This is a genomic window from Kitasatospora albolonga, assembly GCF_039535905.1.
Classification (GTDB): domain Bacteria; phylum Actinomycetota; class Actinomycetes; order Streptomycetales; family Streptomycetaceae; genus Kitasatospora; species Kitasatospora albolonga.
Genome location: NZ_BAAAYB010000083.1, coordinates 54,846 through 78,330, shown reverse-complemented (window position 1 = coordinate 78,330; position 23,485 = coordinate 54,846). Strand labels below are relative to the sequence as shown.

The 23,485-nt window shown below is 71.5% G+C and carries 21 protein-coding genes and 1 pseudogene; 5 read left to right on the top strand and 17 right to left on the bottom strand.

The features are described from left to right. Positions 1 to 112: 112 nt before the first annotated feature. The 3 genes from ABD946_RS20385 to ABD946_RS20375 form a co-directional block, all read right to left on the bottom strand. Positions 113 to 1,264 (bottom strand): polyamine ABC transporter substrate-binding protein, encoded by a 1,152-nt coding sequence (locus ABD946_RS20385; RefSeq protein ID WP_345285587.1) that lies wholly within the window; start codon positions 1,262 to 1,264, stop codon positions 113 to 115. A 64-nt stretch (positions 1,265 to 1,328) separates the two neighbouring features. After that, positions 1,329 to 2,687 carry an aspartate aminotransferase family protein gene (locus tag ABD946_RS20380; protein ID WP_345285585.1) on the bottom strand — a complete coding sequence of 453 codons (1,359 nt, stop codon included), beginning with the start codon at positions 2,685 to 2,687 and terminating at the stop codon, positions 1,329 to 1,331. Positions 2,688 to 2,860: 173 nt separating this feature from the next. Then, complete coding sequence (locus ABD946_RS20375; RefSeq protein ID WP_345285583.1) at positions 2,861 to 4,306, bottom strand: gamma-aminobutyraldehyde dehydrogenase; 1,446 nt, start codon at positions 4,304 to 4,306, stop codon at positions 2,861 to 2,863. A gap of 270 nt (positions 4,307 to 4,576) precedes the next feature. On the opposite strand from ABD946_RS20375, the gene ABD946_RS20370 reads away from it, so the two are divergent. The 4 genes from ABD946_RS20370 to ABD946_RS20355 all read left to right on the top strand — a co-directional run bounded on the left by ABD946_RS20370 (position 4,577) and on the right by ABD946_RS20355 (position 8,545). Further along, a complete protein-coding gene (locus ABD946_RS20370) occupies positions 4,577 to 5,050 on the top strand; it encodes an Lrp/AsnC family transcriptional regulator (RefSeq protein ID WP_057232352.1) in 474 nt (157 codons plus the stop codon). Beyond that, on the top strand, positions 5,047 to 6,423 hold the full coding sequence (locus ABD946_RS20365; RefSeq protein ID WP_345285580.1) for an aspartate aminotransferase family protein: 1,377 nt from the start codon (positions 5,047 to 5,049) through the stop codon (positions 6,421 to 6,423). The genes ABD946_RS20370 and ABD946_RS20365 overlap by 4 nt, the downstream gene beginning before the upstream one ends. 209 nt (positions 6,424 to 6,632) lie before the next feature. Further along, on the top strand, positions 6,633 to 7,394 hold the full coding sequence (locus tag ABD946_RS20360) for an ABC transporter ATP-binding protein (RefSeq protein WP_345285578.1): 762 nt from the start codon (positions 6,633 to 6,635) through the stop codon (positions 7,392 to 7,394). 2 nt (positions 7,395 to 7,396) lie between these two features. Then, the gene (locus ABD946_RS20355; protein WP_345285576.1) at positions 7,397 to 8,545 is read left to right on the top strand and encodes a hypothetical protein; all 1,149 of its coding nucleotides are present in this window, start codon (positions 7,397 to 7,399) and stop codon (positions 8,543 to 8,545) included. A gap of 72 nt (positions 8,546 to 8,617) precedes the next feature. Here ABD946_RS20355 and rlmN read toward each other — a convergent pair whose 3' ends face one another. The 6 genes from rlmN to rpsB all read right to left on the bottom strand — a co-directional run bounded on the left by rlmN (position 8,618) and on the right by rpsB (position 14,398). Next, complete coding sequence (rlmN, locus tag ABD946_RS20350) at positions 8,618 to 9,718, bottom strand: dual-specificity RNA methyltransferase RlmN (RefSeq protein ID WP_345285574.1); 1,101 nt, start codon at positions 9,716 to 9,718, stop codon at positions 8,618 to 8,620. Between the two features lie 82 nt (positions 9,719 to 9,800). Then, positions 9,801 to 10,850 (bottom strand): phosphatidate cytidylyltransferase, encoded by a 1,050-nt coding sequence (locus ABD946_RS20345; RefSeq protein ID WP_345285572.1) that lies wholly within the window; start codon positions 10,848 to 10,850, stop codon positions 9,801 to 9,803. Beyond that, positions 10,850 to 11,407 carry a ribosome recycling factor gene (gene frr, locus ABD946_RS20340; RefSeq protein ID WP_345285570.1) on the bottom strand — a complete coding sequence of 186 codons (558 nt, stop codon included), beginning with the start codon at positions 11,405 to 11,407 and terminating at the stop codon, positions 10,850 to 10,852. Before frr ends, ABD946_RS20345 begins: the two co-directional genes overlap by 1 nt. Before the next feature lie 115 nt (positions 11,408 to 11,522). Beyond that, a complete protein-coding gene (gene pyrH / locus ABD946_RS20335) occupies positions 11,523 to 12,278 on the bottom strand; it encodes a UMP kinase (RefSeq protein ID WP_345285568.1) in 756 nt (251 codons plus the stop codon). Positions 12,279 to 12,551: 273 nt separating this feature from the next. Continuing rightward, complete coding sequence (tsf, locus tag ABD946_RS20330) at positions 12,552 to 13,391, bottom strand: translation elongation factor Ts (RefSeq protein WP_345285566.1); 840 nt, start codon at positions 13,389 to 13,391, stop codon at positions 12,552 to 12,554. 131 nt (positions 13,392 to 13,522) lie between these two features. Next, a complete protein-coding gene (gene rpsB / locus ABD946_RS20325) occupies positions 13,523 to 14,398 on the bottom strand; it encodes a 30S ribosomal protein S2 (RefSeq protein WP_345285565.1) in 876 nt (291 codons plus the stop codon). A 479-nt stretch (positions 14,399 to 14,877) separates the two neighbouring features. Between rpsB and ABD946_RS20320 the strand changes: the two genes are divergently transcribed. Continuing rightward, a complete protein-coding gene (locus ABD946_RS20320) occupies positions 14,878 to 15,783 on the top strand; it encodes a M23 family metallopeptidase (RefSeq protein ID WP_345285564.1) in 906 nt (301 codons plus the stop codon). A gap of 162 nt (positions 15,784 to 15,945) precedes the next feature. Here ABD946_RS20320 and ABD946_RS20315 read toward each other — a convergent pair. From ABD946_RS20315 to lepB, 8 genes and pseudogenes are all read right to left on the bottom strand, one after another. Continuing rightward, positions 15,946 to 16,494, bottom strand: a pseudogene (locus ABD946_RS20315) (TetR/AcrR family transcriptional regulator); the annotation flags it as partial. Positions 16,495 to 16,631: 137 nt separating this feature from the next. Next, positions 16,632 to 17,531: an RNA polymerase sigma factor WhiG gene (whiG, locus tag ABD946_RS20310; RefSeq protein WP_345285563.1), complete on the bottom strand. Its 900-nt coding sequence runs from the start codon at positions 17,529 to 17,531 to the stop codon at positions 16,632 to 16,634. Positions 17,532 to 17,803: 272 nt separating this feature from the next. Continuing rightward, on the bottom strand, positions 17,804 to 19,075 hold the full coding sequence (dprA, locus tag ABD946_RS20305; protein WP_380149471.1) for a DNA-processing protein DprA: 1,272 nt from the start codon (positions 19,073 to 19,075) through the stop codon (positions 17,804 to 17,806). Between the two features lie 133 nt (positions 19,076 to 19,208). After that, a complete protein-coding gene (locus ABD946_RS20300; RefSeq protein ID WP_345285561.1) occupies positions 19,209 to 20,861 on the bottom strand; it encodes a YifB family Mg chelatase-like AAA ATPase in 1,653 nt (550 codons plus the stop codon). A gap of 1 nt (position 20,862) precedes the next feature. Next, on the bottom strand, positions 20,863 to 21,525 hold the full coding sequence (locus ABD946_RS20295) for a YraN family protein (protein WP_345285559.1): 663 nt from the start codon (positions 21,523 to 21,525) through the stop codon (positions 20,863 to 20,865). 194 nt (positions 21,526 to 21,719) lie between these two features. Next, the gene (locus ABD946_RS20290; protein ID WP_057232326.1) at positions 21,720 to 22,046 is read right to left on the bottom strand and encodes a DUF2469 domain-containing protein; all 327 of its coding nucleotides are present in this window, start codon (positions 22,044 to 22,046) and stop codon (positions 21,720 to 21,722) included. Next, entirely contained in the window at positions 22,043 to 22,576 is a 534-nt protein-coding gene (locus ABD946_RS20285) for an NUDIX hydrolase (RefSeq protein ID WP_345285557.1), read from the bottom strand. Before ABD946_RS20285 ends, ABD946_RS20290 begins: the two co-directional genes overlap by 4 nt. A 40-nt stretch (positions 22,577 to 22,616) precedes the next feature. Continuing rightward, positions 22,617 to 23,372, bottom strand: coding sequence for a signal peptidase I (gene lepB, locus ABD946_RS20280; RefSeq protein WP_345285555.1), 756 nt, complete (start codon positions 23,370 to 23,372; stop codon positions 22,617 to 22,619). Positions 23,373 to 23,485: the final 113 nt, after the last annotated feature.

Here is a 23,485-nt window from a genome sequence, read left to right as displayed (position 1 = left end):
GCGAGTCCGGAAGGCGGACCGGCGTGGGATCGGGGCACGTCAGCCAGTTGCACGTGCTGCCGTTCCCCTGCGCGCAGTTCCCCGCGCCCCTGCGGGGCGCTACCCGGGAGACCTAGACCCCGGCGACGTTGCCCCAGATCTTGTGGAAGTCGGGCCGCTCGTCGGCGGTGACGTCCCGCATCGTCCGCAGCCGCGCCCGCATCTCGTCCGTCGGGAACATCAACGGCTCCTCCGCGAGCGCCGCCACCTCCGGGTCCTCGCTCTTCGCCAGGACCTCCCGCGCGGCCGGCACCGGGCAGATGTACTGCACCGCCGCCGCCAGCTCCGCCGCCACCTCGGGCTGGTAGTAGTAGTCGATCAGCAGCTCGGCGTTGGTCTTGTGGGCGGCCCGGTTCGGCACCAGCAGGCTCTCGGCCCACAGCTCGCCGCCCTCCTCCGGCACGACGAACTCGATGTCCGGGTTCTCCGCCTTCAGCTGGATCGCGTCGCCGGAGTACGCCTGGCAGGCGACCGCCGCACCCGACGCCAGGTCGCTGGTGTAGTCGTTGCCGGTGAACCGCCGGACGTGCTTGGTGTCCACCATCTTCTGGACCAGCGCCATCGCCTTGTGCGCGTCGTCCGCCGTGAACTTCGCGATGTCCGCGCCCTGGGCCAGCATCAGCATGCCGATCGCCTCGTCCATCCCGGCGAACAGCGTGACCCGGCCCTTCAGGTCGGGGGCCCACAGGTCCGCCGTCGACTTCAGCTCCCGCCCCAGCGCCTTGCGGTTGTAGGCGATCCCGGTGATGCCGGACTGCCACGGCACGCTGTGCCGGCGCCCCGGGTCCCAGGCCGGGGAGGCCAGCTGCGGGTCGAGGTGCTTGGTGACGTTGGGCAGGTTGGCGGCCTCGTACTGCTGGACCCAGCCCAGCGAGACGTACCGCCCGGCCATCCAGTCGCTGACCACCATCAGGTCGCGGCCCGGGTCCCCGCCCTGGGCCAGCACCGGGCTGATCTTGCCGAAGAACTCGTCGTTGTCGTTGATGTCCTCGGTGTAGCTGACCTCGATCCCGGCGTCCTTGGCGAAGGCGTCCAGGGTCGGGCGCCCGCCCTTGTCGTCGGTGTCGATGTACTGCGTCCAGTTGGAGAACTGGAGCGACTTGTCCTGCTCCGACTTGTCCGGCCCCGCGCGGCGCTCCTCCGGGACGTACGCGGCGGGGATGCCGCAGGCGGAGAGGCTCAGCAGGCCGGCGGTCCCCAGCAGGGCGCGGCGGGTGAAGGTCATCAGCGGGTCTCCGAGCAAAGGGGCGGCCCCGGGCCGGTAGCCCGGGGCCGTGCCGAACGGTACGTCAGACGGTGTGCGCGTCGGTGAGGTTGAGCACCTCGTCCAGGATGGCGAGGCCGGTCTTGGCCTCCTCCTCGCTCACGTTGCACGGCGGCACCACGTGGAAGCGGTTCATGTTCACGAACGGCCACAGGCCGCGCTTCTTGCAGGCGGCGGCCAGCTCGGCCATCGGGGCGTTCGCGGGGCCGGCCGCGTTGTACGGCACCAGCGGCTCGCGGGTCTGACGGTCCTTCACCAGGTCCAGCGCCCAGAACACGCCCAGGCCGCGGACCTCGCCGATCGAGGGGTGACGCTCCGCCAGCTCGCGCAGGCCGGGGCCGATCACCGTCTCGCCGATGTGCTTGGCGTGCTCCACGATGCCCTCCTCGGCCATCGTGGTGATGGTCGCGACGGCGGAGGCGCAGGCCAGCGGGTGGCCGGAGTAGGTGAGGCCGCCGGGGAAGACCCGCTCGGCGAAGGTGGCCGCGATCTCGGCCGAGATGGCCACGCCGCCGAGCGGCAGGTAGCCGGAGTTGACGCCCTTGGCGAAGGTCAGCAGGTCCGGGGTGACGTTCCAGTGGTCGGCGGCGAACCACGCGCCGGTGCGGCCGAAACCGGCCATCACCTCGTCGAGGATGAAGACGATGCCGTAGCGGTCGCAGATCTCCCGGACGCCCGCCAGGTAGCCGGCCGGCGGGATCAGGATGCCCGCGGTGCCGACCACCGTCTCCAGGATGATCGCGGCGACGGTGCCGGGGCCCTCGAAGGCGATGGTCTGCTCGAGGTGGGCGAGCGCGCGCTCGCACTCCTGGGCCTCGTTCTCGGCGTGGAAGTTGGAGCGGTAGGCGTACGGGCCCCAGAAGTGCACGATGCCGGAGACGCCGGTCTCGTTGGCCCAGCGACGGGGGTCGCCGGTCAGCGTGATCGCGTTGGCGGTGGCGCCGTGGTACGAGCGGTAGGTGGCCAGCACCTTGTGGCGGCCGGTGTGCAGCCGGGCCATCCGGATGGCGTTCTCGTTGGCCTCGGCGCCGCCGTTGGTGAAGAAGATCTTGTCCAGGTCGCCCGGGGTGCGCTCGGCGATGAGGCGGGCCGCCTCCGAGCGGGACTCCTCGGCGAAGCCGGGGGCGATGGTGCAGAGCTGGGCGGCCTTCTGCTGGATCGCGGCGACCACCTTGGGGTGCTGGTGACCGATGTTGGTGTTCACCAGCTGGGAGGAGAAGTCGAGGTAGCGGTTGCCCTCGTAGTCCCAGAAGTACGAGCCTTCGGCACCGGCCACCGCGAGGGGGTCGATCAGGGCCTGGGCGGACCACGAGTGGAAGACGTGCGCGCGGTCGGCGGCCTTGACGGCCTGCCCGGCAGCCGGATCAGCAGTGGGGATGCTCATGCCGGTAAGCCTAGGGAACCCCGGGCCTGACGTGCAGTTGCATCCTGTCAGGCGGACGCCGCGTCGCCCGACACCCTGACAAACACGAGGGGCGCGGAGCCAGTGGCCCCGCGCCCCTCAGTACCTCAGGACGCTCAGATCGCGGTCATGCTGCGCCCGACGGTGACGACCCGCTAGATCGCGGTCATCACGTGCTTGACCCGGGTGTAGTCCTCGAAGCCGTACGACGACAGGTCCTTGCCGTAGCCGGACTTCTTGAAGCCACCGTGCGGCATCTCCGCGACCAGCGGGATGTGGGTGTTGATCCAGACGCAGCCGAAGTCCAGGCGACGGGACATCCGCATGGCGCGGGCGTGGTCCTTGGTCCAGACCGAGGAGGCCAGCGCGTACTCGACGCCGTTGGCGTAGCCGACGGCCTGGTCCTCGTCGGAGAACTTCTGCACGGTGATGACCGGGCCGAAGACCTCGTTCTGGATGATCTCGTCGTCCTGGTTCAGGCCGGAGACCACGGTCGGGGCGTAGAAGTAGCCGACCTCGCCGACCCGGTGGCCACCGGCCTCGACCTTGGCGTGGGCGGGCAGGCGCTCGATGAAGCCGGCCACCTGCTTGAGCTGGTTGGCGTTGTTCAGCGGGCCGTAGAGCACGTCCTCGTCGTCCACGCCGCCGGTCTTGGTCTCCGAGGCGGCCTTGGCCAGCGCGGCGACGAACTCGTCGTGGATCGACTCGTGCACCAGCACGCGGGTGGCGGCGGTGCAGTCCTGGCCGCCGTTGAAGTACCCGGCGACCGAGATGCCCTCGACGGCCTCGGCGATGTCGGCGTCCTCGAAGACCACGACCGGGGCCTTGCCGCCCAGCTCCAGGTGGACCCGCTTGACGTCCTTGGCGGCCGACTCGGCGACCTGGATGCCGGCGCGGACCGAGCCGGTGATGGAGGCCATCGCCGGGGTGGAGTGCTCGACCATCAGACGGCCGGACTCGCGGTCACCGCAGATCACGTTGAAGATGCCGGCCGGCAGCTCCAGGTCCTTGAGCACGCCGCCGATGATCTCGGCCAGCAGCACGGTGGAGGCCGGGGTGGTGTCCGAGGGCTTGAGGACCACGGTGTTGCCCGCGGCGATGGCCGGGGCGAACTTCCACACGGCCATCATCATCGGGTAGTTCCACGGCGCGACCTGGGCGCAGACGCCGACCGGCTCGCGGCGGACGATCGAGGTCATGCCGTCCATGTACTCACCGGCGGCCTTGCCCTCCAGCAGACGGGCGGCGCCGGCGAAGAAGCGCAGCTGGTCCACCATCGGGCCGATCTCCTCGGAGAGGGTCAGCCCGCGCGGCTTGCCGGTGTTGCGGACCTCGGCGTCCACGATCTCGTCGGCGCGCGCCTCGACCGCGTCGGCGATCTTCAGCAGCAGCTTCTGCCGGGTGGAGGGGGTGGCGTCGCGCCAGGCCGGGAAGGCCGCGGCGGCGGCGTCCATGGCGGCGTCCACGTCGGCGGCGCCCGACAGCGGGGACGTCGCGTACACCTCGCCGGTGGTCGGGTCGATCACGTCGAGCGTGCGGCCGTCGGCCGCATCGACGAACTCACCGTTGACGTAGTTGCGCAGCGTCTGAAGCTCGCTCACGGAAGTCTCTCCTCGGTCGGGGCCTGCCACGTTGCAGGGACACCGGCGCCAGGGTACCTCTGGGCGCCGGGCGGCCGGCTGGGAAGCGCCGGTCCACGGTTGGGTGCGTACCCGCCTTCGCGTGTACCTGACCAGAGTAGCCGGTTGGCTTCCGTTCTCGACAGCCCATCGACATAAGGGCTACGTAATCCGCAGGCCAAATCGGAAACAGCGACGAAATCAGCAGCAGGAGCAGTTGCGCCTGACGAAACGATCAGGCACAGTGGCGACGTGGCCAACCGCGACCGGAACGCCAGCGTTCCCCTCGACGCCGCCTCCAAGGCGATCATCGAGCAGCTCCAGGAGGACGGGCGCCGCCCGTACGCCGCCATCGGCAAGGCCGTCGGCCTGTCCGAGGCGGCCGTGCGTCAGCGGGTCCAGAAGCTGCTCGACCAGGGCGTGATGCAGATCGTCGCCGTGACCGACCCCCTCACCGTCGGCTTCACCCGGCAGGCGATGGTCGGGATCAACGTCGAAGGTGACATCGAGCCCGTCGCCGACGCGCTGGCCGCCCTCGACGAGGTCGACTACGTGGTCTGCACCGCAGGCTCGTTCGACCTGCTGGCCGAGCTGGTCTGCGAGGACGACGAGCACCTGCTCGAACTGATCAACAAGCGCATCCGCGCCCTTCCCGGCGTGCGGAGCACCGAGAGCTTCGTTTACCTGAAGCTCCGGAAACAGACCTACACCTGGGGCACCAGATGACGGACCTTTCCAAGACCGCCTACGACCACCTGTGGATGCACTTCACCCGCATGTCGTCGTACGAGAAGAACCCCGTCCCCACCATCGTGCGTGGTGAGGGCGTCTACGTCTGGGACGACAAGGGCAAGAAGTACCTCGACGGCCTCGCCGGCCTGTTCGTGGTCCAGGCCGGTCACGGCCGCGAGGAGCTGGCCGAGGCCGCCGCCAAGCAGGCCAAGGAGCTCGCCTTCTTCCCGGTGTGGAGCTACGCCCACCCGAAGGCGATCGAGCTGGCCGAGCGCCTGGCCAACTACGCCCCGGGCGACCTGAACAAGGTCTTCTTCTCCACCGGTGGCGGCGAGGCCGTCGAGACCGCCTGGAAGCTGGCCAAGCAGTACTTCAAGCTGACCGGCAAGCCGACCAAGCACAAGGTCATCTCGCGCTCCATCGCGTACCACGGCACCCCGCAGGGCGCCCTGTCCATCACCGGTCTGCCGGGTCTGAAGGCGCCGTTCGAGCCGCTGGTGCCGGGCACCCACAAGGCGCCGAACACCAACATCTACCGCGCCCCCGAGTACCTCGCGGGCCCGGACGGCACCGTCGACCCGGAGTTCTACGGCCGCTGGGCCGCGGACCAGGTCGAGCAGGCCATCCTGTTCGAGGGCGCCGACACCGTCGCCGCCGTCTTCGTCGAGCCGGTGCAGAACGCCGGCGGCTGCTTCCCGCCGCCGCCCGGGTACTTCCAGCGCCTGCGCGAGATCTGCGACCGCCACGACGTGCTGCTGGTCTCGGACGAGGTCATCTGCGCCTTCGGCCGCCTGGGCACCATGTTCGGCGCCGACAAGTTCGGCTACCAGCCCGACATGATCACCTGCGCCAAGGGCATGACCTCGGGCTACAGCCCGATCGGCGCGACCATCATCTCGGACCGCCTGGCCGAGCCGTTCTACAAGGGCGACAACGCCTTCCTGCACGGCTACACCTTCGGTGGCCACCCGGTCTCCTCCGCGGTGGCGCTGGCCAACCTCGACATCTTCGAGCGCGAGGGCCTGAACCAGCACGTGCTCGACAACGAGTCGAAGTTCCTCGGCACCCTGGGCAAGCTCCACGACCTGCCGATCGTCGGCGACGTCCGCGGCAACGGGTACTTCTACGGCATCGAGCTCGTGAAGGACAAGGTCACCAAGGAGTCGTTCAACGACGACGAGATCGAGCGCGTGCTGTACGGCTTCCTCTCCAAGGAGCTGTACAACAACGGCCTCTACTGCCGCGCCGACGACCGTGGCGACCCGGTCATCCAGCTGGCGCCGCCGCTGATCTCCGACCAGTCGACCTTCGACGAGATCGAGCAGATCCTGCGCCAGACGCTGACCGACGCGTGGGCCAAGATCTGACGGCCTGACAGGCTCTCCGTCCCACCCTCCGCCCGAGGCGGCCTCCTTCCGGGGGCCGCCTCCGGCGTTTTCCGGTGATCAACACGCCGGATTCGTCACTCTTCGGACCGGAATGCGACCTGAACGGCTCAGTGCGCCGCAACCCCGACCCGCCCCGGTCGTTCTAATCTGACGACTGTCATATCCGCGTTCGGCACAGGATGGACCTCATGTCAGCGGCCCCGCCCGACAACGACGTGCTCTGGGCCCGGGGGATCGTCAAGTCCCACCACGGCACCCCCGCCCTCCGCGGCGTCTCGATCGGCGTCCGGGAGGGCGAGGTCCTCGCCGTCACCGGCCCCCGCGGTTCCGGCAAGAGCACCCTGCTCGGCTGCCTCTCCGGCCTGCTCCCCGTGGACGAGGGCGAGGTCTGGTTCAACAGCTCCCCCGTGCACACCCTCGGCCGGGCCGGCCGCGAGCGGCTGCGCCGCGAACGCTTCGGCTTCGTCGGCTCCGAGCCGCACCTCGTGCCGGAGCTCACCGCCCGCGAGAACGTCGCCCTGCCCCTGCTGCTCTCCGGCGTCGGCCACAAGGCGGCCCACACCGCGGCCGCCGAGTGGCTGGAGCGGCTCGACGTGGCCGAGCACGCCAAGCAGCGCCCGGCCGAACTGATGCAGAGCCAGCGCCAGCGGATCGCGGTCGCCCGGGCCCTGGCCCCACTGCCGCCGGTGGTCTTCGCCGACGACCCCACCGCCCCGCTGCACCGCGAGGCCCAGGACCAGGTCCTGCGGATACTGGCGACCGCCGCCCGCTCCCACCAGCTCACCCTGGTGCTCGCCACCCACGACCCGGAGCTCGCCCGGTACGCCGACCGCACCGTCGCGCTCGCCGACGGCCGGCTCACCGGGCCCGCCGTCCCGGTCGGCCGGGGCACGGCGCCGCAGAACCTGAACGGCCACGGCCCCGCCACCGCCGTACCCGCGGGGCGCTGAGCATGCTCTACCTCCGCCTGGCCCGCGGCTACCGGGCCGCCGACCTGCTCCGCTGGCTCCTCACCACGACCGCCGCCGCCCTGGTGGCGGCGCTGCTGCTACGCGCCCTCGGCCGCGCCCTCGGCACCCCCGGCACCGACGCCCTCCCCCGGCTGCTCTGGTGCCTGCCGCCACTGGCCGCCGTCGGCTGGTTCGCCGCCGCGGCCGCCCGCGCGGTGCCCGCCGCCCGGCCCGAGCGGATCAGGGGCCTCACCGCCGCCGGAGCCGGCCCGGTCCGCATCCGGCTGCTGATCGCCGGCGAGATCGCCCTCGCCTGCACCGCGGGCAGCCTGCTCGCCCTACTCGCCTTCCTGGTGCTGCGCAACGACATCGCCGGCCCCTCGCTCGCCGCCGACCTCGGCATGGGCACCCCCCTCCCGGCGGCCGCGCCGGTCACCCTGCTGGCCCTCGTCCCGCTCGCCGCGGGCCTGTGCGCCGCACTCGCCGTCCCGGCCACCGACCCGCTGCCCACCGGCGCCGAGACCACCGCCCGCACCGGCTTCCCGACCGCCCTGACCGCCACCGGCCTCGGCCTCCTGGTGGCGGGCGCGGCCCTGGAGCTGTACGGCCTGCGGCCCGGCGCCGCCGCCGACGGCCGCCCTGTCGACCTGCCCGGCGGCCTCGGCGACACCAGCCACGCCGCCCTCGCCGGCTGGGCCATGGCCGCACTGGGCCTGGCCATGCTCACCGGGCCGCTGCTCGCCCTGGCGGGCCGGGTGCTCGCCCTCGGCCGCCCGAGCCCGCTCCGGCTGCTGGCCGGCCGGGGCCTCACCGCCGAGGCCCGCCGGCTCGCCGTCCCGCTCGCGGTGCTCGCCCTCACCGCGGCCACCGTGCTCACCGCCTTCCGCCACTGGGGCGACCGCCCCGGCACCGGCGAGGCGCTGACCGCCCTGGCCGCCGTGCTGGTGATCGCCTGCGCGGCGGCCGCCGCGCTCGCCCGGGCCAACGAGGTCCGCCACTCCCGACGGGCCGTCAGCTCCACCCTGCTCCGCCTCGGCGCCGCCCCCGGGCTCCTCTTCGGCGCCGCCGTCCTCCGGGTGCTCACCGCCGGGACGGTGCTGCTGCTGACCGGCGGCCTGACCGCCGCCCTGGCGGCCGGCGCGCTCTCCTGACCCCCGGTCATGCCGAAGGGCCCGGCGGACTCACCGTCCGCCGGGCCCTTCGCCGTACGCCCTGACCGCTCGTCAGCCGGCCGCCGCCAGCTGCCCGCAGGCGCCGTCGATCTCCTGACCGCGGGTGTCCCGGACCGTGGTCGGCACGCCGTGCGACTGGAGGCGGCGGACGAACTCCCGCTCGTCCTCGGGCCGCGAGGCGGTCCACTTCGAACCCGGCGTCGGGTTCAGCGGGATCAGGTTCACGTGCACCCGGTGGTTCTTGATCAGACGGCCGAGCAGGTCCGCCCGCCACGCCTGGTCGTTGATGTCCTTGATCAGCGCGTACTCGATGGAGATCCGGCGCCCGGACTTCTCCGCGTAGTTCCACGCGGCGTCCAGCACCTCCTCGACCTTCCACCGGGTGTTCACCGGCACCAGCTCGTCGCGGAGCTCGTCGTCCGGCGCGTGCAGCGAGAGTGCGAGGCGGCAGGAGAGCCCCTCGTCCGCGAACCGGTACATCGCCGGGACGAGGCCGACGGTCGAGACCGTGATGCCGCGCTGGGAGAGCCCGAAGCCGTCCGGCGCCGGGTCGGTCAGCCGGCGGATCGCGGCCAGCACCCGGTTGTAGTTGGCGAGCGGCTCGCCCATCCCCATGAAGACCACGTTCGACAGCCGCGCCTCACCGCCCGGCATCTCCCCGGAGCGCAGCGAACGCATCCCGGCGGCGATCTGCTCCACGATCTCGGCGGTGGAGAGGTTCCGGGTCAGCCCGGCCTGCCCGGTCGCGCAGAACGGGCAGTTCATCCCGCAGCCGGCCTGCGAGCTGATGCACATGGTCACCCGGTCCGGGTAGCGCATCAGCACCGACTCGACCAGCACGCCGTCGAACAGCTTCCACAGCGTCTTGCGGGTCTCGTCGTCGTCGCAGGACACGTGCCGGACCACCGACATCAGGTCCGGCAGCAGCGCCTCGGTCAGCTTCTCCCGGCTGGCGGCCGGCATGTCCGTCCACTGCGAGGGGTCGTTCGAGAGGCGGCCGAAGTAGTGGTTCGACAGCTGCTTGGCGCGGAACGGCTGCTCGCCCAGCTCGGCGACGGCCGCCTTCCGCTCGTCGGCGGACAGGTCGGCGAGGTGTCGCGGGGGCTTGGCGCCGCGCGGCGCAGCGAAGGTGAGTTCTCCGGGCTTAGGCATGATTCATCCAGTGTCGCAGATCGAAAAGGCCCCGGACGCTACGGCGTCCGGGGCCCCTCTGAGGGTGCGTCAGCGCGGCCGGTCAGCTGCCGACGAAGGCGGCGAGCAGGAGCCAGACCACCGGGGCGGTCGGCAGCAGCGAGTCCAGCCGGTCCATGATGCCGCCGTGGCCGGGGAGCAGGGTGCCCATGTCCTTGATGCCGAGGTCGCGCTTGATCATCGACTCGGCCAGGTCGCCCAGGGTGGCGGTGACGGCCGCGCAGGCGCCCAGGATCAGGCCCTGCCACCAGACGCCGTCGTCGATCACGTACTGCATCAGCAGCGCGCCCGCGATCATCGACAGCCCGATGCCGCCCGCCAGGCCCTCCCGGGTCTTGCCCGGGCTGATGGTGGGGGCCAGCTTGTTCTTGCCGAACTTGTAGCCGACCGCGTAGGCGCCGGTGTCGCTGCAGATGGTGACGACCAGGAAGAGCAGGATGCGCCACGGCCCGTCGTCGGCCGCCAGCATCATCACCACGAAGGTGGCCAGGAACGGCACGTAGAAGGCGGTGAAGATGCCCGCCGTTATGTCGCGCAGGTAGTTCTCCGGCGGCTGCGACATCCGCCAGACCATCACCGCGAGCCCGGTCAGCGCCAGCGCGGCGGCGGCCCACTCGGGCCCGGCCCAGTAGCCGGCCGCCAGCATCGCGATGCCGCCCGCCACCAGTGGCACCAGCGGGACGCTGACCTGCTTGCGCTCGGCGAGCCGGCTGGTGAGCTCCCAGATGCCGACCCCGACCGCGGCCATCACCACGAAGAGGAAGAGCACCTTCACGAAGAACAGCGAGGCCACGATGACCGCACCGAGGCCGACCCCGACTCCTATCGCCGCCTGGAGGTTGCGGCCGCCCCGCTGCTTGCGGGGCTGCTGGTCGGGCTGGGCCACGGCTGTCTCCTGCCCTGGGGCGGACGTCGGGGTGGGATGGTGCGGCATGACAGGAGTCTGTGCCGGGGTGCCCGGTCGGTACACCGGGCGCTGCCGCGCGTGACCCGTTTGGGGTGCACCGACCCCCGGGCCGGAGGACTCCGGCCCGGGGGCGGTCGCAGCAGAGCGGTCGGGCGCCGAGGCCGGGCGCCCGGGAGCGTCGTGCATCAGACCTCGAGCAGCTCGGCTTCCTTGTGCTTCAGCAGCTCGTCGATCTGCGCCACGTGGCGGGCGGTGACGTCGTCGAGCTCCTTCTCGGCGCGGCGGCCGTCGTCCTCGCCGATCTCGCCGTCCTTCACCAGCTTGTCGATGCCGTCCTTGGCCTTGCGGCGGATGGAGCGGATCGAGACCTTGGCGTCCTCGCCCTTGCCGCGGGCCTGCTTGATGTACTCGCGACGGCGCTCCTCGGTGAGGACCGGCAGCACCACGCGGATGATCGAGCCGTCGTTGGACGGGTTGACGCCCAGGTCGGAGTCGCGGATCGCGGTCTCGATGTTCTTGAGCGCGGTCTTGTCGAACGGCGTGACGACCGCCATCCGGGGCTCCGGCACCGAGAACGAGGCCAGCTGGTTGATCGGCGTCAGCGCGCCGTAGTAGTCCGCGACGATCTTGGCGAACATCGCGGGGTGGGCCCGGCCGGTCCGGATGGCCGCGAAGTCGTCCTTCGCGACCTGGACGGCCTTCTCCATCTTCTCCTCGGCCTCGAAGAGGATCTCTTCGGTCACTGTCTGCTCCCTGTCCCGTACATCTGCTGTTGTCCCGTACCGGTTGGTGCCCCGGACGGCTGGTTGCTGCTCAGGTGACGGCCCGCCGGCTGACCGACCGTCGGCTGACGACCGCTCAGGCCCGTACGGAATCCTGGCTGATGAGTGTGCCGATCTTCTCACTCTTCACCGCGCGGGCGATATTGCCCTCCGCCAGCAGCTCGAAGACCAGGATCGGCAGGTCGTTGTCCTTGCACAGCGTGATGGCGGTCAGGTCAGCCACCTTGAGGTCCCGCGAGATGACCTCGGTGTAGTCGAGCGAGTCGAACTTGACCGCCCCGGGGTTGGTGCGGGGGTCGGAGTCGTACACGCCGTCGACGCCGTTCTTGCCCATCAGCAGCACCTCGGCGTGGATCTCCAGGGCGCGCTGCACGGCGGTGGTGTCGGTGGAGAAGTACGGCATGCCCATACCGGCGCCGAAGATGACCACGCGGCCCTTCTCCAGGTGCCGGACGGCCCGCAGCGGGAGATAGGGCTCGGCGACCTGGCCCATGGTGATGGCGGTCTGGACCCGGGTCTCGATGCCTTCCTTGATCAGGAAGTCCTGGAGCGCCAGGCAGTTCATCACGGTGCCCAGCATGCCCATGTAGTCGGAGCGGGCCCGGTCCATGCCGCGGACCTGGAGCTCGGCGCCCCGGAAGAAGTTGCCGCCGCCGATCACGACCGCCACCTCGGTGCCGCCCCGGACCACCGTGGCGATCTCGCGGGCGATCTTGTGCACCACGTCCGGATCGACGCCGAGGCCACCGCCACCGGCGAACGCCTCACCGGACAGCTTGAGCAGTACCCGGCGGCGGCCGCCGTCCTGCCCGGTCTCCTGCGTCTCCGTCATCGACTTCTCCTTCTCCACCTACTGGTCCGCAGGCGGGGCCACCGGCGGGCGCTGCCGGGCCCCTTGACCTGCGCGTACACGCGAGGAGGCCACTGCCGCGGGAACCGGTACGGTCTCCTGCACGGCAATGGCCTCCTCGTCGTTCATGGTGCCGACGTGGCCCGCCCGTTGTCTTCGTGGCGCTGGTCGAGCCAGTTCGGCGCGTTCCTGGCCGCACCTGTGGTGGGCGGCCGGGCGGTTCCTACCTTAGGCGGGAAGCGCTCGGAACGGGTCTCAGGCGCCGACGCGGAAGCGGGCGAAGCGCTTGAGGGTGACGCCGTTCTCCTCGAGAACCTTGGCGACGGTCTTCTTGTTGTCCTTCGCGAAGGCCTGCTCCAGAACGGAGTTCTCCTTGACGAAGCCGGTGACGCGACCCTCGACGATCTTCGGCAGGGCGGCCTCGGGCTTGCCCTCCTCGCGAGCGGTGGCCTCGGCGACGCGGCGCTCGTTCTCGATGTCCTCGGCCGGGATCTCCTCGCGGGAGAGGTACTTCGGCGCGAAGGCGGCGATGTGCTGCGCGACGTCCTTGGCGACCTCGGCGTTCGGCTTGTCCAGCTCGACCAGGACACCGATGGTGGGCGGCAGGTCCGGGTCGGACTTGTGCTGGTAGACCGCGACGAAGCCGTCACCGTCGAACTGGGCGAAGCGACGGAAGACGATCTTCTCGCCCAGGGTCGCGTTGGCCTCGTCCACGTACTGCTGGACGGTCTGGCCGGCGTTGATCTCGGAGGCCAGGGCGGCCTCGAGGTCGGCCGGGGAGGTGGCGGCGATGTGGGTGGCGATCGTGTTGGCGACCTCGACGAACTTGCCGCCCTTGGCGACGAAGTCGGTCTCGCAGTTGAGCTCGACCAGAACGCCGGACTGGGCGTCCTCGGCGATCACGGAGGCGACGGCGCCGTTGGAGGCGTCACGGCCCTCGCGCTTGGCAACGCCCTTCTGACCCTTGATGCGGAGCAGCTCGACGGCCTTCTCGACGTTGCCCTCGGCCTCGTCCAGAGCCTTCTTGCAGTCCATCATGCCGGCGCCGGTGAGCTCACGGAGCTTCTTGACGTCCGCGGCGGAGATGTTCGCCATGGTGTGAATCTCTTCTCGCGTCTCGCGTGTCTGCGGGGAGTGGTGCCGGGGTGGCGATGGCCAGGCCCCGGCACGGGAGAGAGGGGCACCTACCGGTGTCGTACCGGCGGGTGCCCCTCACCCTTGGTACGTCAGGCCTGCTCGGCCTCGACGGCCGGAGCCTCGGTGGCCTCGGCAGCGGGGGCCTCAGCGGCGGGAGCCTCGGCGGCGACCGGGGCCTCCTCGGCCTTCTTCTCGCCCTCGAGGAGGTCCTTCTCCCAGTCGGCGAGCGGCTGGTCGGCGCCCGGCTCGGCCTTGACATCGCCCTTGGCGACACCGGCGCGGGACTTCAGACCCTCGGCGACGGCGTCGGCGATGACGCGGGTCAGCAGAGTGACGGAGCGGATCGCGTCGTCGTTGCCGGGGATCTTGTAGTCGACCTCGTCCGGGTCACAGTTCGTGTCCAGGATGGCGACGACCGGGATGTTGAGCTTCCGGGCCTCGCCGACCGCGATGTGCTCCTTCTTGGTGTCCACGATCCAGACGGCGCTGGGAACGCGCTGCATGTCGCGGATACCGCCGAGGGTCTTCTCCAGCTTGTCGTGCTCGCGCTGGAGGACCAGGAGCTCCTTCTTGGTGAGGCCGGAGCCGGCCACGTCCGTGAAGTCGATCTCGCCGAGCTCCTTCAGGCGCTGCAGGCGCTTGTAGACGGTCGAGAAGTTGGTCAGCATGCCGCCGAGCCAGCGCTGGTTCACGTAGGGCATGCCCACGCGGGTGGCCTGCTCGGCGATGGCCTCCTGGGCCTGCTTCTTGGTGCCGACGAAGAGGACGCTGCCGCCGTGGGCAACGGTCTCCTTGACGAACTCGAAGGCGCGGTCGATGTAGTTCAGCGACTGCAGGAGGTCGATGATGTAGATGCCGTTGCGCTCCGTGAAGATGAAGCGCTTCATCTTCGGGTTCCAACGACGGGTCTGGTGACCGAAGTGGACGCCGCTCTCCAGCAGCTCCCGCATCGTGACGACGGCCATGGCCGTGCTCCTTGTGCTCTGCCCGGCGCGCCGGGTCCGTGCGGACCGCGGGGTGCCAGGGGTTCTCGGTTGTTCCGTGACGGTCGGGCGACCGTCACGCCTGACGCCCCGGACGTGCCGAGCCGCTCGGCCTGGCACAGGTCGGGACCGGAGTCCTGACCGCACCGGGCTCGGCGGACCGAGCGGCACTCGCACCGGGCTGGCGGCCTCCTCGCGGGTGGCCTGGCCGCCGGTGGCGGGGCGTGCGAAGTCGACCCGGGAGACCGGGTCGCGTGTGAAGTGTACGGGAAGCCCCGAGCGAGGAGCGACTCCGGCGGTGGCGGGAAGGGACCGGAGGACGGACTGCCGGGCCGCCCCGACTGCCCGGTCACCTCGGGTTCACCCCTGCGGGGGACGGCGGCCGTCCACAGGGACGGCCTTGTCCACAGGGCCGGGCCGGGCAGTGGTCCGGAGCTCGGCCGCTCGGGAGCCTGCACGGCATGACCGATCCTCTCGTCAGTCCGGTGGTTTCGTTTCCGTCCTCCTCTCCCCGGCCCCGGCCCCGGGTGCGCTCCTGGGGCCGGGCGCGCACCCGGGGATGGCCCGGGGCCGGGGCCGGGGCTCGTGCTGGAGCCCGGGAGCGTCACCGGGACTGGGACCCGGGCCGGCTCCAGGGCTGGGACCGGCACCGGGGCCGGGGCTCGGGCTGGGGCTGGGGCTCGGACCGGGCGAGGGTCCGGGCCCGGGACTTCCGGGGTGGGCTCACCCTGCTACCCGGCGGGGACGGCTCCGGCCCGCCGGGCCGACCCGATCGACGGCTGGTGCTGTTGGCAGTCCTGCTGGCCGCGGTGCTGCTCGTCGGGGTGGAGCCGCCCACCGCTCACGGCACGGCTCGGGATGCGGCTACGGGGGCGGCCCATGTACCCCAGGCTGTACCCCGGGCCGTGGTCGCTCCGGCGATCCGTCCTGCCGTCGGGCCGGGGCCCGGGCGGGCCTGGCCGGTGGGCGGACGGAGCGGGCTGCTGCAACGGTTCGACCCGCCGCCGGTCCGGTGGGCAGCCGGCCACCGGGGCGTCGACCTGGCGGCCTCGCTCGGCGACACCGTCCGGGCAGCCGCACCCGGGGTGGTGTCGTTCTCCGGGATGGTGGGCGGCCGACCGGTGGTGACGGTGACTCACCCCGGCTCGGGGAGCCCGGCCCTGAGAACCACCTACCTACCGGTCACCGGCCTCCCGGTCGGCACGGCGGTCTCGGCCGGGCAACCGATCGGGGTGCTGGCCGTCGGGGCCGGGCACTGCGCCAGCGACTGCCTGCACTGGGGGTTGCTGCGCGGGAAGCGCTACCTCGATCCGCTGGCCCTGCTGGGCACCGGGCGGGCCAGGCTGCTGCCGCTCGACGTGCGCTGAGTCGGGCCGACCACCGTCACGTCGGCTCGGGGCCGCCCTCAGGGGCGGCCTCCGTCAGTCCGCGGCCGGGGCTCCGGTCTGCCGCTGGGCAGCGGCGTCGGCAGTGATGTCGGCAGCGATGTCGGCGTCACCGTGGGCGGAAGCCTCACGGTGTGCCGGGCAGACACCGTGCAGCACCATCGACACGGCCGAGTCGGAGACCGGGCCGGAGCCCGGGCCACCCGGCCGCTCGGCCTGGCGCACAGCGGCCTCGACCACTCCCTGCAGCAGTGCAGCCGCCACCCTGGGCTGATCGTGCCCGAGGTCCTCCAGGGCCTGCACCACCAGGTCGACCAGGGTGTGGTGGGCCGCCCGGATCCGCTCGCGCGCCTCGTCGCTCAGTTCGAGCGCCGAGATCGCCACGACCGCACGGTGTCGAGGGTCCGCCGCGAGGGCGAGCTGCCCCCGGACATAGGCCTCGACCTTCTGCTCCGGGGCGTCCGAAGCGGCCATCCCGGCCTCGATCTCGGCAGCCCAGAGCGGGAAGTCGATGGCGCAGAGCTCTTCCACGACCGCCGCCCGCGAACGGAAGTACTCGTACACCGAGGAGCGTGCGAGACCGGCCTGCGCCGCGAGTGCGGGGAAGGTCAGCGCCTCCATGCCCCCCTCGGTGAGCAGCGTGCGGGCAGCATCGAGCAGCGCTGCGTGCTGCAGCTGGCGATGCTCGGCCACGGTGGCCGCCCGGATCTTAGGCACGCCCCTACTGTACGGAGCCAGGAGCGCTCCGGTGACGGGGCCTCGTGAATCCGTCAGAGCACGCCCGGCGCACCCGGCGCACGCCGCACGGCGCGAGCTGCGGCCGCGAGCCGTCAGCAGACCTCGGAGAGCTTGGCCCGGAGCTGGATCACCGACTTGGTGTGGATCTGGCTGACCCTGCTCTCCGTGACGCCGAGCACCTGTCCGATCTCGGCGAGCGTGAGGCCCTCGTAGTAGTAGAGGGTCACCACCGTCTTCTCCCGCTCGGGGAGGGTGTTGACCGCCGTGGCCAGCAGCCGGCGCAGCTCGCGGTCCTCCGCCACCTCGACGGGATTGTCGGCGCCGGTGTCCTCCAGGGTGTCCATCAGGCTCAGCCGGTCACCTCCGTCCCCGGCCGGGTGCAGCAGTTCGTCCAGAGCCACCACGTTGGCGAGCGAGAGCTGGCTGAAGATCGCGTGCAGGTCCTCGATCGCGATCCCCATCTCGGCCGCGACCTCGGGTTCGTGCGGGGTTCGGCGAAGACGCGCCTCCAGGGTGGCGTAGGTCCGCTCCACCGCCTTGGCCTTCTGCCTGACGGAGCGTGGGATCCAGTCCAGCGCCCGGAGCTCGTCGATGATCGCGCCGCGGATGCGGCTGATGGCGTAGGTCTCGAACTTGATCGCGCGGTCGATGTCGAACTTCTCGATCGCGTCGATCAGGCCGAAGACCCCGGAGGAGACGAAGTCGGCCTGCTCGACGTTGGCGGGAAGCCCGACCCCGACCCGGCCGGCCACGTATTTGACCAATGGCGAGTAGTGCAGGATCAGTTGTTCCCGCAACCTGGCGTCGCCGGACTCCTTGTAGGAGCGCCAGAGCACCTCCAGGGCTGACCTTTCGTCAGTGGCAGCCCCCTCAGGGGGCGTAGCCGACGCCTGTTCACGCCGGGCGGCCGGCGCGCGGGCTCCCGTCGGGGCCGCCGCCTCCTCCGCGTTCCCCCTGGTGTGCGCCCGGCCGGCCTGCCGGGTCACACCCATCACGCCTGCTGCCTTGGCCGGTCCCTCGGCGGCCGGGCGCACCTCGGCCCCCGGCCCTGGCCCTCCCGAGGACCGGAGGCCACCGGTCACCCTGTGTCCGGGAATGTGTGTGGGCATACGTTGGTCTGCGCCGTTCTGCCGAGTCATGTGCTGATAGGGAAGCCACTGGGAGCGTAGCGTGATCGAGTCGCTGCACAGTGCTACCACCACTCGGTCGTCCCTCGATCCGGTGGTGCGATCGGCGCGTCGCGCTCCACCGGACCGGCGGGTCGTCACCCTCGTCCGGACCTCGCCCGGCGCGCGAGACGCCAGTGGGCGCCGCACCTCTCGACGAAGCCGAGGGACCCCAACTCGTACAGCCGCTGCTGGACTTCGTCCTGCGACAGCCCCGCCTGCCGTGCCAGCCGCTCGAGCGGCGCGCCCTCGGCCGTGGCCGGGACTGCCTCCAACACCTTGGCCACGTTCGGCGTCAGCAGATCCCGGGGAAGAACCGGCCCGGACCGGCGCGGCGCGAGGTCGTCGCCGATCGCCCCGATCAGCTCGCTGACCTCCGCGGCGTCGGTGACCAAGGTGGCCGCGCCGCTGCGGATCAGGGCGTGGACCCCTGCCGAGAGCTCGGACGTGACAGGGCCGGCCACGCCCATGGTGTGCCGGTTGAGGTCACGGGCCCGGCGCGCCGTGCTCAGAGCGCCGCTGCGCAGGGCCGCCTCCACCACGACGGTGCCCCGGGTGAGGGCCGCGATGACGCGGTTCCGCAGGACGAAGCGGAACCGGTTGGGGTGCTCGCCAGGCGGCAGTTCGCTCAGCAGCAGCCCCTGCGCCGCGATCCGGGCGATCAGCTCGGAGTTGCCCGCCGGGTAGGCCACGTCCACCCCACTGGCCAGCACTGCGAGGGTCACACCGCCGACCGCGAGCGTGCCCCGGTGAGCCGCCGCGTCGATTCCGTACGCCGCCCCGGAGACCACCACCCAGCCCCGCTCGGCGAGTTGGGCCGCCAGCTCTCCGGCCACATGGGCCCCGTAGGAGGTGCAGGCCCGGGCTCCGACCATCGAGACCGACCGTAGGGCGAGCATCCGCAGGGAGCCCGAGCCTCGGATCCAGAGGCCGATCGGCCGGCCGTCCCCGAGGTCGTCGAGTTGGGAGGGCCACTCGGTGTCGCCCGGAATGATGAACCGCCCACCGAGTGATCGCACCCGTTCCAGGTCACCGTCGACGTCGATGAGCGGAAGCCTGGCCCGGTAGGCGGCGAGCCGGTCGGCGTCCAGGTCCAGGTACCCGGGCTCCGCCCTGCGGTGGATCGCCTCGACCAGACTGGCCGCGCCGACCTGTCCGAGCCAGCGCCCGATCACGGCGTCGCCCGGCTCGATGAGGCGTGAGAGCGCGGCTCTGGCGCGCCGCTCGGGGTTGTCCTTCCAGGATGGAGGGTGGGTGCCGTCACTGGCGGCGCAGTCCTCGCCGATGTGCCGGCTCTCGGGCTGCGGCTCGGTGCGGCGCCCGGTCCGGGGTTCGGTGCGAGGTCCGAGCTCGGTCTCAGTCTCGGGCAGGGTGCCGGGCTCGGTCGCGGGCTTGGACGCGGTCAGGGACTCGGACTCGGCAACGGTGGGTCGACTGCGGTTCACCTGCACCTCCACGGTGCGGAGTTGGGGAAGGCTCGGCCACGAGGGCTGTGAGGGGGTGTCAGGGCTCGATCTCGAAGTGGCCGTCCGGCTCTCCTTCGGGGTGGGCGGGCCGCTCCACGGCGGGGAGGCCGCGTTGGACTCCCGTCCGCAGTTGCAGCGCGGCCCGGACGTCGACCCTGGTCGGGCTGGAGTGCCCGCACAGGTCGGCGACAGTCCAGGCGACCCGCAGCACGCGGTCGAGCCCGCGGGCAGTGAGCAGGCCCCGCTCCAACTCCCGCTCCGCGTCGATCAGGGCACCCGGTGCCAACTCCCAACGGGTGCGGAGGGTGTGGCCGGGGACCTCCGCATTGGTTCGCCAGGGGGTCTCGGCCATCCTGGCGGCGGCTCGCTCACGAGCGACCAGGACCCGGTCGGCGACTTCCCGGGTGCTCTCGGCCTTCCCCTCACGCCCCATCAACTCGGCCCTGGTCACCGGCGCCACCTGCACCTGGAGGTCCACCCTGTCCAACAACGGCCCGGAGAGCCGGCCCTGATACCGGCTGACCATCGTGGGTGTGCACTCACATCCCTCGCCCCGGCGCGAATGCCTGCCGCAGGGGCAGGGGTTGGCCGCGAGGCAGAGCTGGAACCGGGCGGGCAGGCGGACCGAACCGGCAGACCGGGCGATGGTCACCTCCCCGGACTCCAACGGCTGCCGCAGCGCGTCGAGGACCCGGACGGGGAACTCCGGGGCCTCGTCCAGGAAGAGGATCCCTCGGTGTGCCAAGGAGACCGCTCCCGGTCTGGGGAGCCCGCTGCCGCCACCGACGATCGCGGGCATCGTGGTGGAGTGGTGCGGCGCGTAGTAGGGCGGACTGTCGATCAGCGGCCGGTCCACGGGCAGCAGACCGGCGACCGAGTGCACCGCCGTCACCTCCAGCGCCTCGGACTGGGTCAGCGGCGGCAGAAGGGCCGGGAGCCGCTCCGCGAGCATCGTCTTGCCCGCGCCCGGCGGCCCCTTCAGGTAGAGGTGGTGGCCGCCGGCGGCGGCGATCTCCAAGGCCTGGCGGGCTTCCTGCTGCCCGGATACGTCGGCGAGGTCGAGCAGGGCCGCCTTCTCGGCCGTGAGCCCCCGGATGCCGGCTCCCGGCAGGAGCAGCCCGGCCACCGACGGGTCACGGCGCCCGTCCAGTTGGGGTGAGGGATCGTCAGGCGCCGGGGCACCGGTCAGCATGGCGATCAGCTGCCGGAGGCTGCGGACACCACGGACCGAGACCTCGGGGACGAGCGACGCCTCGGCAGCGGTCTGCTCGGCCACGATGATCTGCCGGTACCCGGCCTCGGCGGCCGCCAGGACGGAGGGCAGGACTCCTCGGACCGGCCTGACCCGTCCGTCCAGGCCGAGCTCACCGATGATCAGCAGGTCGGCGATGACGGCCGGTTCGAGCCGCTCGGCCGCGGCCAGGACCGCACAGGCCACGGCCAGGTCGAACCCGCTGCCTCCCTTCGGGACCGAGGCCGGGCTCAGACCCACCGTCAGTTTCCGCTGGGGCCAGGTCTCCCCGCTGTTGACCACGGCAGCCCTCACCCTGTCCCTCGCCTCCGAGAGCGCCTTGTCGGGCAGTCCCACCAGGGCGAAGGCGGCCAGACCGGGCTCCAGGTCCGCCTGGACCTCCACCACCACGCCGTCCACCCCGACCAAGGCCACCGAGCAGGTGCGGGCGAAGGCCATCTCAGATCGCCCCTCTGAGGTGCTCCACCAGGGCGGCACCCTTGAGGCGGTTGACCACCGCCACCAGGTCGATGCGGACACCGCCGGGCGGCAGCGGGACCGACCGGATCGGGGGCTCCGGGGCAGGTGTCGGGCTGCCGCCCTTGGCCGCCTTGGCGCGACTGCCCTTGGCGCGACTGCCCCTGACACCGTCGCCCTTGCCACCGATGGTCCCGCCCTGGCCCGTACTAGGACCCGCTCCCGGCGGTCCGACGTCGACCACGGCTCCTCCCGGGGCAGGTCCTTCCCCGGCGGTGACCGCAGCTGGCGATGCCTTGACCGACTGGTCGACCGACTGGCCCCCCGGTGGTCCGGAAGCTGCCTCGACCGCCCTTGCCAGCCGATCGAAGTGCTCGGGCCAGCGCTCGCCGAGCCAGCGCTCGGCGAGGTGGCGCAGCCGCTCGGCCTTCGTCTGGTCGATGCCCTCCTGGGGCTGCTGGAACCCGCGCTCGGACCGCGTCTTCACCTCGCACACGGCGAGCGTGTCCCCGTCGAGCGCAACGATGTCCAGCTCGCCCTCGGCACAGCGCCAGTTGCGCTCGAGGATCTGTAGCCCGCCTTGGGCGAGCCAGCGGGCAGCGACTTCTTCGCCGTACCGCCCGAGGCCGGTGTTGGAACTCTGCACGGCAATCACCTCCATGCCGGAGGTTGCCGCGACGGACCGACGACAGGTCGGAAGCGTCCTCAGCCTGTGGAAAACCCGGGGCTGTGGACAACGGTGCTCACTCGGAAGAGTGGTGCCGAGAATTCACCCTGGACAGACCGGTGATCGACGGTCCAATGTCTCGTTCCGGGCAGCAGTTCGACCGCTGCCGAGGTTCAGTTCCCGAACGACGCGTCGTCGGACGGGAGCTCCAGATCACTCTTCGCCAGTTCCTCGATATTGACGTCCTTGAAGGTCAGCACCCTCACCTTGCGGACGAACCGGGCAGGCCGGTACATGTCCCAGACCCACGCGTCCGCCATCGAGACCTCGAAGAAGACCTCGCCCTGCACCGAGTGGACCTGAAGCTCGTAGTCGTTCGTCAGGTAGAAGCGCCGCTCGGTCTCGATCACGTATTTGAACAGGCCGACGACATCCCGGTACTCCCGGTAGAGCTTGAGCTCCATCTCGGTCTCGTACTTCTCGAGGTCTTCGGCACTCATCCAGGCGTCCCCTCAGCTCGATACGTCCACCCCATTGTGGACCACCCCGCTCGTCCGCAGAGCCTTACCGGCCGGACTGGCGGACCATCGGCCAGCAACCGCTCCACCAGCTCGGCCAGCTCCAGCGGATAGACCGTCTCCCCGGTCTCCCGGAGTTCGGCCACCGTCCACCAACGGGCCGTCAGCAGCTGGGCGTGCTCGGTCCCGTCCCCCTCGGGCACGCGCAGCTCGGTGCTCGCGGTCCGCGCCAGGTGGAACCACTGGTCCTGCTCGTACCCCCTCCCCAGATAGGAGAAGGTCACCGTGTCGAACGCCACCACCGGCCCGAGCTCCACTCCGGTCAGCCCGGTCTCCTCCGCCAGCTCGCGCAGGGCCGCGTCGCGCAGCTCCTCGCCGGGCTCGACGCCCCCTCCGGGCGTGAACCACCAGTACACGTCCGGGACCGCGGGATCCGTGCCTCGGAACAGCAGCAGCCTGCCCTCACCGTCCAGCAGCAGCACCCGTGCCGCTCGACGCCGCTCCACCGTCATCGCCGACTCCTCCGTGACCGACTCGGCGCAGCCTCGCGGTTCAGCCCCGCCCCACTCGCTTCCTCAGCCGCCCGGCCAACGACGCCACGCCACCGGCCAGCGAGGCCAGCAGGACCAGGCCCGCACCGAGCGCCGTCCCGAACGCGAGCAGCCCGAACGGGCCGGCCTCCGCCGCAGGCCGGCCGGGCAGACCGTCGAAGGCGGCGGTGCGCCCGCTCACTCCCGCCCGGCCCGCCGGCCAGACCGTCGCGTCCACCCGTCCCAGCACCTCGGTCGCCGCCACCGTACCGCCCGCCAGGTCGAGGTGGGTCCGCGAATCGAGCGAGCCGAGCCGGTGATCACCCAGCAGGAACAGGCGCCCTTCGGGGACCGTCGTCGAGAAACGCTGGTCGTCGAGCTTCGGATCAGCCACGTAGGGCTCGTCGACCGGGTGGTCGTTCACCACGAGCCGGTGCTGGGCATCGCAGCAGAGCACGGTGTCACCACCGACCGCGACCACCCTCTTGACCATCGTGCTGTTGCCCCACAGCGGGTCCCGGAAGACCACCACGTCGCCGCGGCCGATGCTGTCGGCCGGCACCGATCGGGCCACCACCGTGTCGCCGATCCGCAGCGTGGGCTCCATCGACTGCGTCGGAATCCGGTACGGCCGGTACTGCACCGCGATCACCGCGAAGCAACCGACCATCAGCAGGAAGCCGAGGCCGATCACCAGCCCTTGGACGACCGCCGCCGGACGCCGCCCGGGCTTCTTCCCCGCCGGGGCCGGGGCCGCCGGGCTCATCACACCGCTCACCGTCGCCACCTCCTGGTCGGCCCGCACTCCGCGCGGGCAGGCCGCGGCGGGGCCGGGAAGACCGACGGGCCGTGGCACGTGCGAGCAGATTACTCGCCGGTACCACGGCCCGC

Bases quoted from the DNA above. Each gene is read 5' to 3' on its own strand.
- ABD946_RS20385 (WP_345285587.1), bottom strand. From the start codon at position 1,264: ATGACCTTCACCCGCCGCGCCCTGCTGGGGACCGCCGGCCTGCTGAGC.
- ABD946_RS20380 (WP_345285585.1), bottom strand. From the start codon at position 2,687: ATGAGCATCCCCACTGCTGATCCGGCTGCCGGGCAGGCCGTCAAGGCC.
- ABD946_RS20365 (WP_345285580.1), top strand. From the start codon at position 5,047: ATGACGGACCTTTCCAAGACCGCCTACGACCACCTGTGGATGCACTTC.
- ABD946_RS20360 (WP_345285578.1), top strand. From the start codon at position 6,633: ATGTCAGCGGCCCCGCCCGACAACGACGTGCTCTGGGCCCGGGGGATC.
- ABD946_RS20355 (WP_345285576.1), top strand. From the start codon at position 7,397: ATGCTCTACCTCCGCCTGGCCCGCGGCTACCGGGCCGCCGACCTGCTC.
- rlmN (WP_345285574.1), bottom strand. From the start codon at position 9,718: ATGCCTAAGCCCGGAGAACTCACCTTCGCTGCGCCGCGCGGCGCCAAG.
- ABD946_RS20345 (WP_345285572.1), bottom strand. From the start codon at position 10,850: ATGCACGACGCTCCCGGGCGCCCGGCCTCGGCGCCCGACCGCTCTGCT.
- pyrH (WP_345285568.1), bottom strand. From the start codon at position 12,278: ATGACGGAGACGCAGGAGACCGGGCAGGACGGCGGCCGCCGCCGGGTA.
- tsf (WP_345285566.1), bottom strand. From the start codon at position 13,391: ATGGCGAACATCTCCGCCGCGGACGTCAAGAAGCTCCGTGAGCTCACC.
- rpsB (WP_345285565.1), bottom strand. From the start codon at position 14,398: ATGGCCGTCGTCACGATGCGGGAGCTGCTGGAGAGCGGCGTCCACTTC.
- ABD946_RS20320 (WP_345285564.1), top strand. From the start codon at position 14,878: ATGACCGATCCTCTCGTCAGTCCGGTGGTTTCGTTTCCGTCCTCCTCT.
- whiG (WP_345285563.1), bottom strand. From the start codon at position 17,531: ATGGGTGTGACCCGGCAGGCCGGCCGGGCGCACACCAGGGGGAACGCG.
- ABD946_RS20300 (WP_345285561.1), bottom strand. From the start codon at position 20,861: ATGGCCTTCGCCCGCACCTGCTCGGTGGCCTTGGTCGGGGTGGACGGC.
- ABD946_RS20290 (WP_057232326.1), bottom strand. From the start codon at position 22,046: ATGAGTGCCGAAGACCTCGAGAAGTACGAGACCGAGATGGAGCTCAAG.
- ABD946_RS20285 (WP_345285557.1), bottom strand. From the start codon at position 22,576: ATGACGGTGGAGCGGCGTCGAGCGGCACGGGTGCTGCTGCTGGACGGT.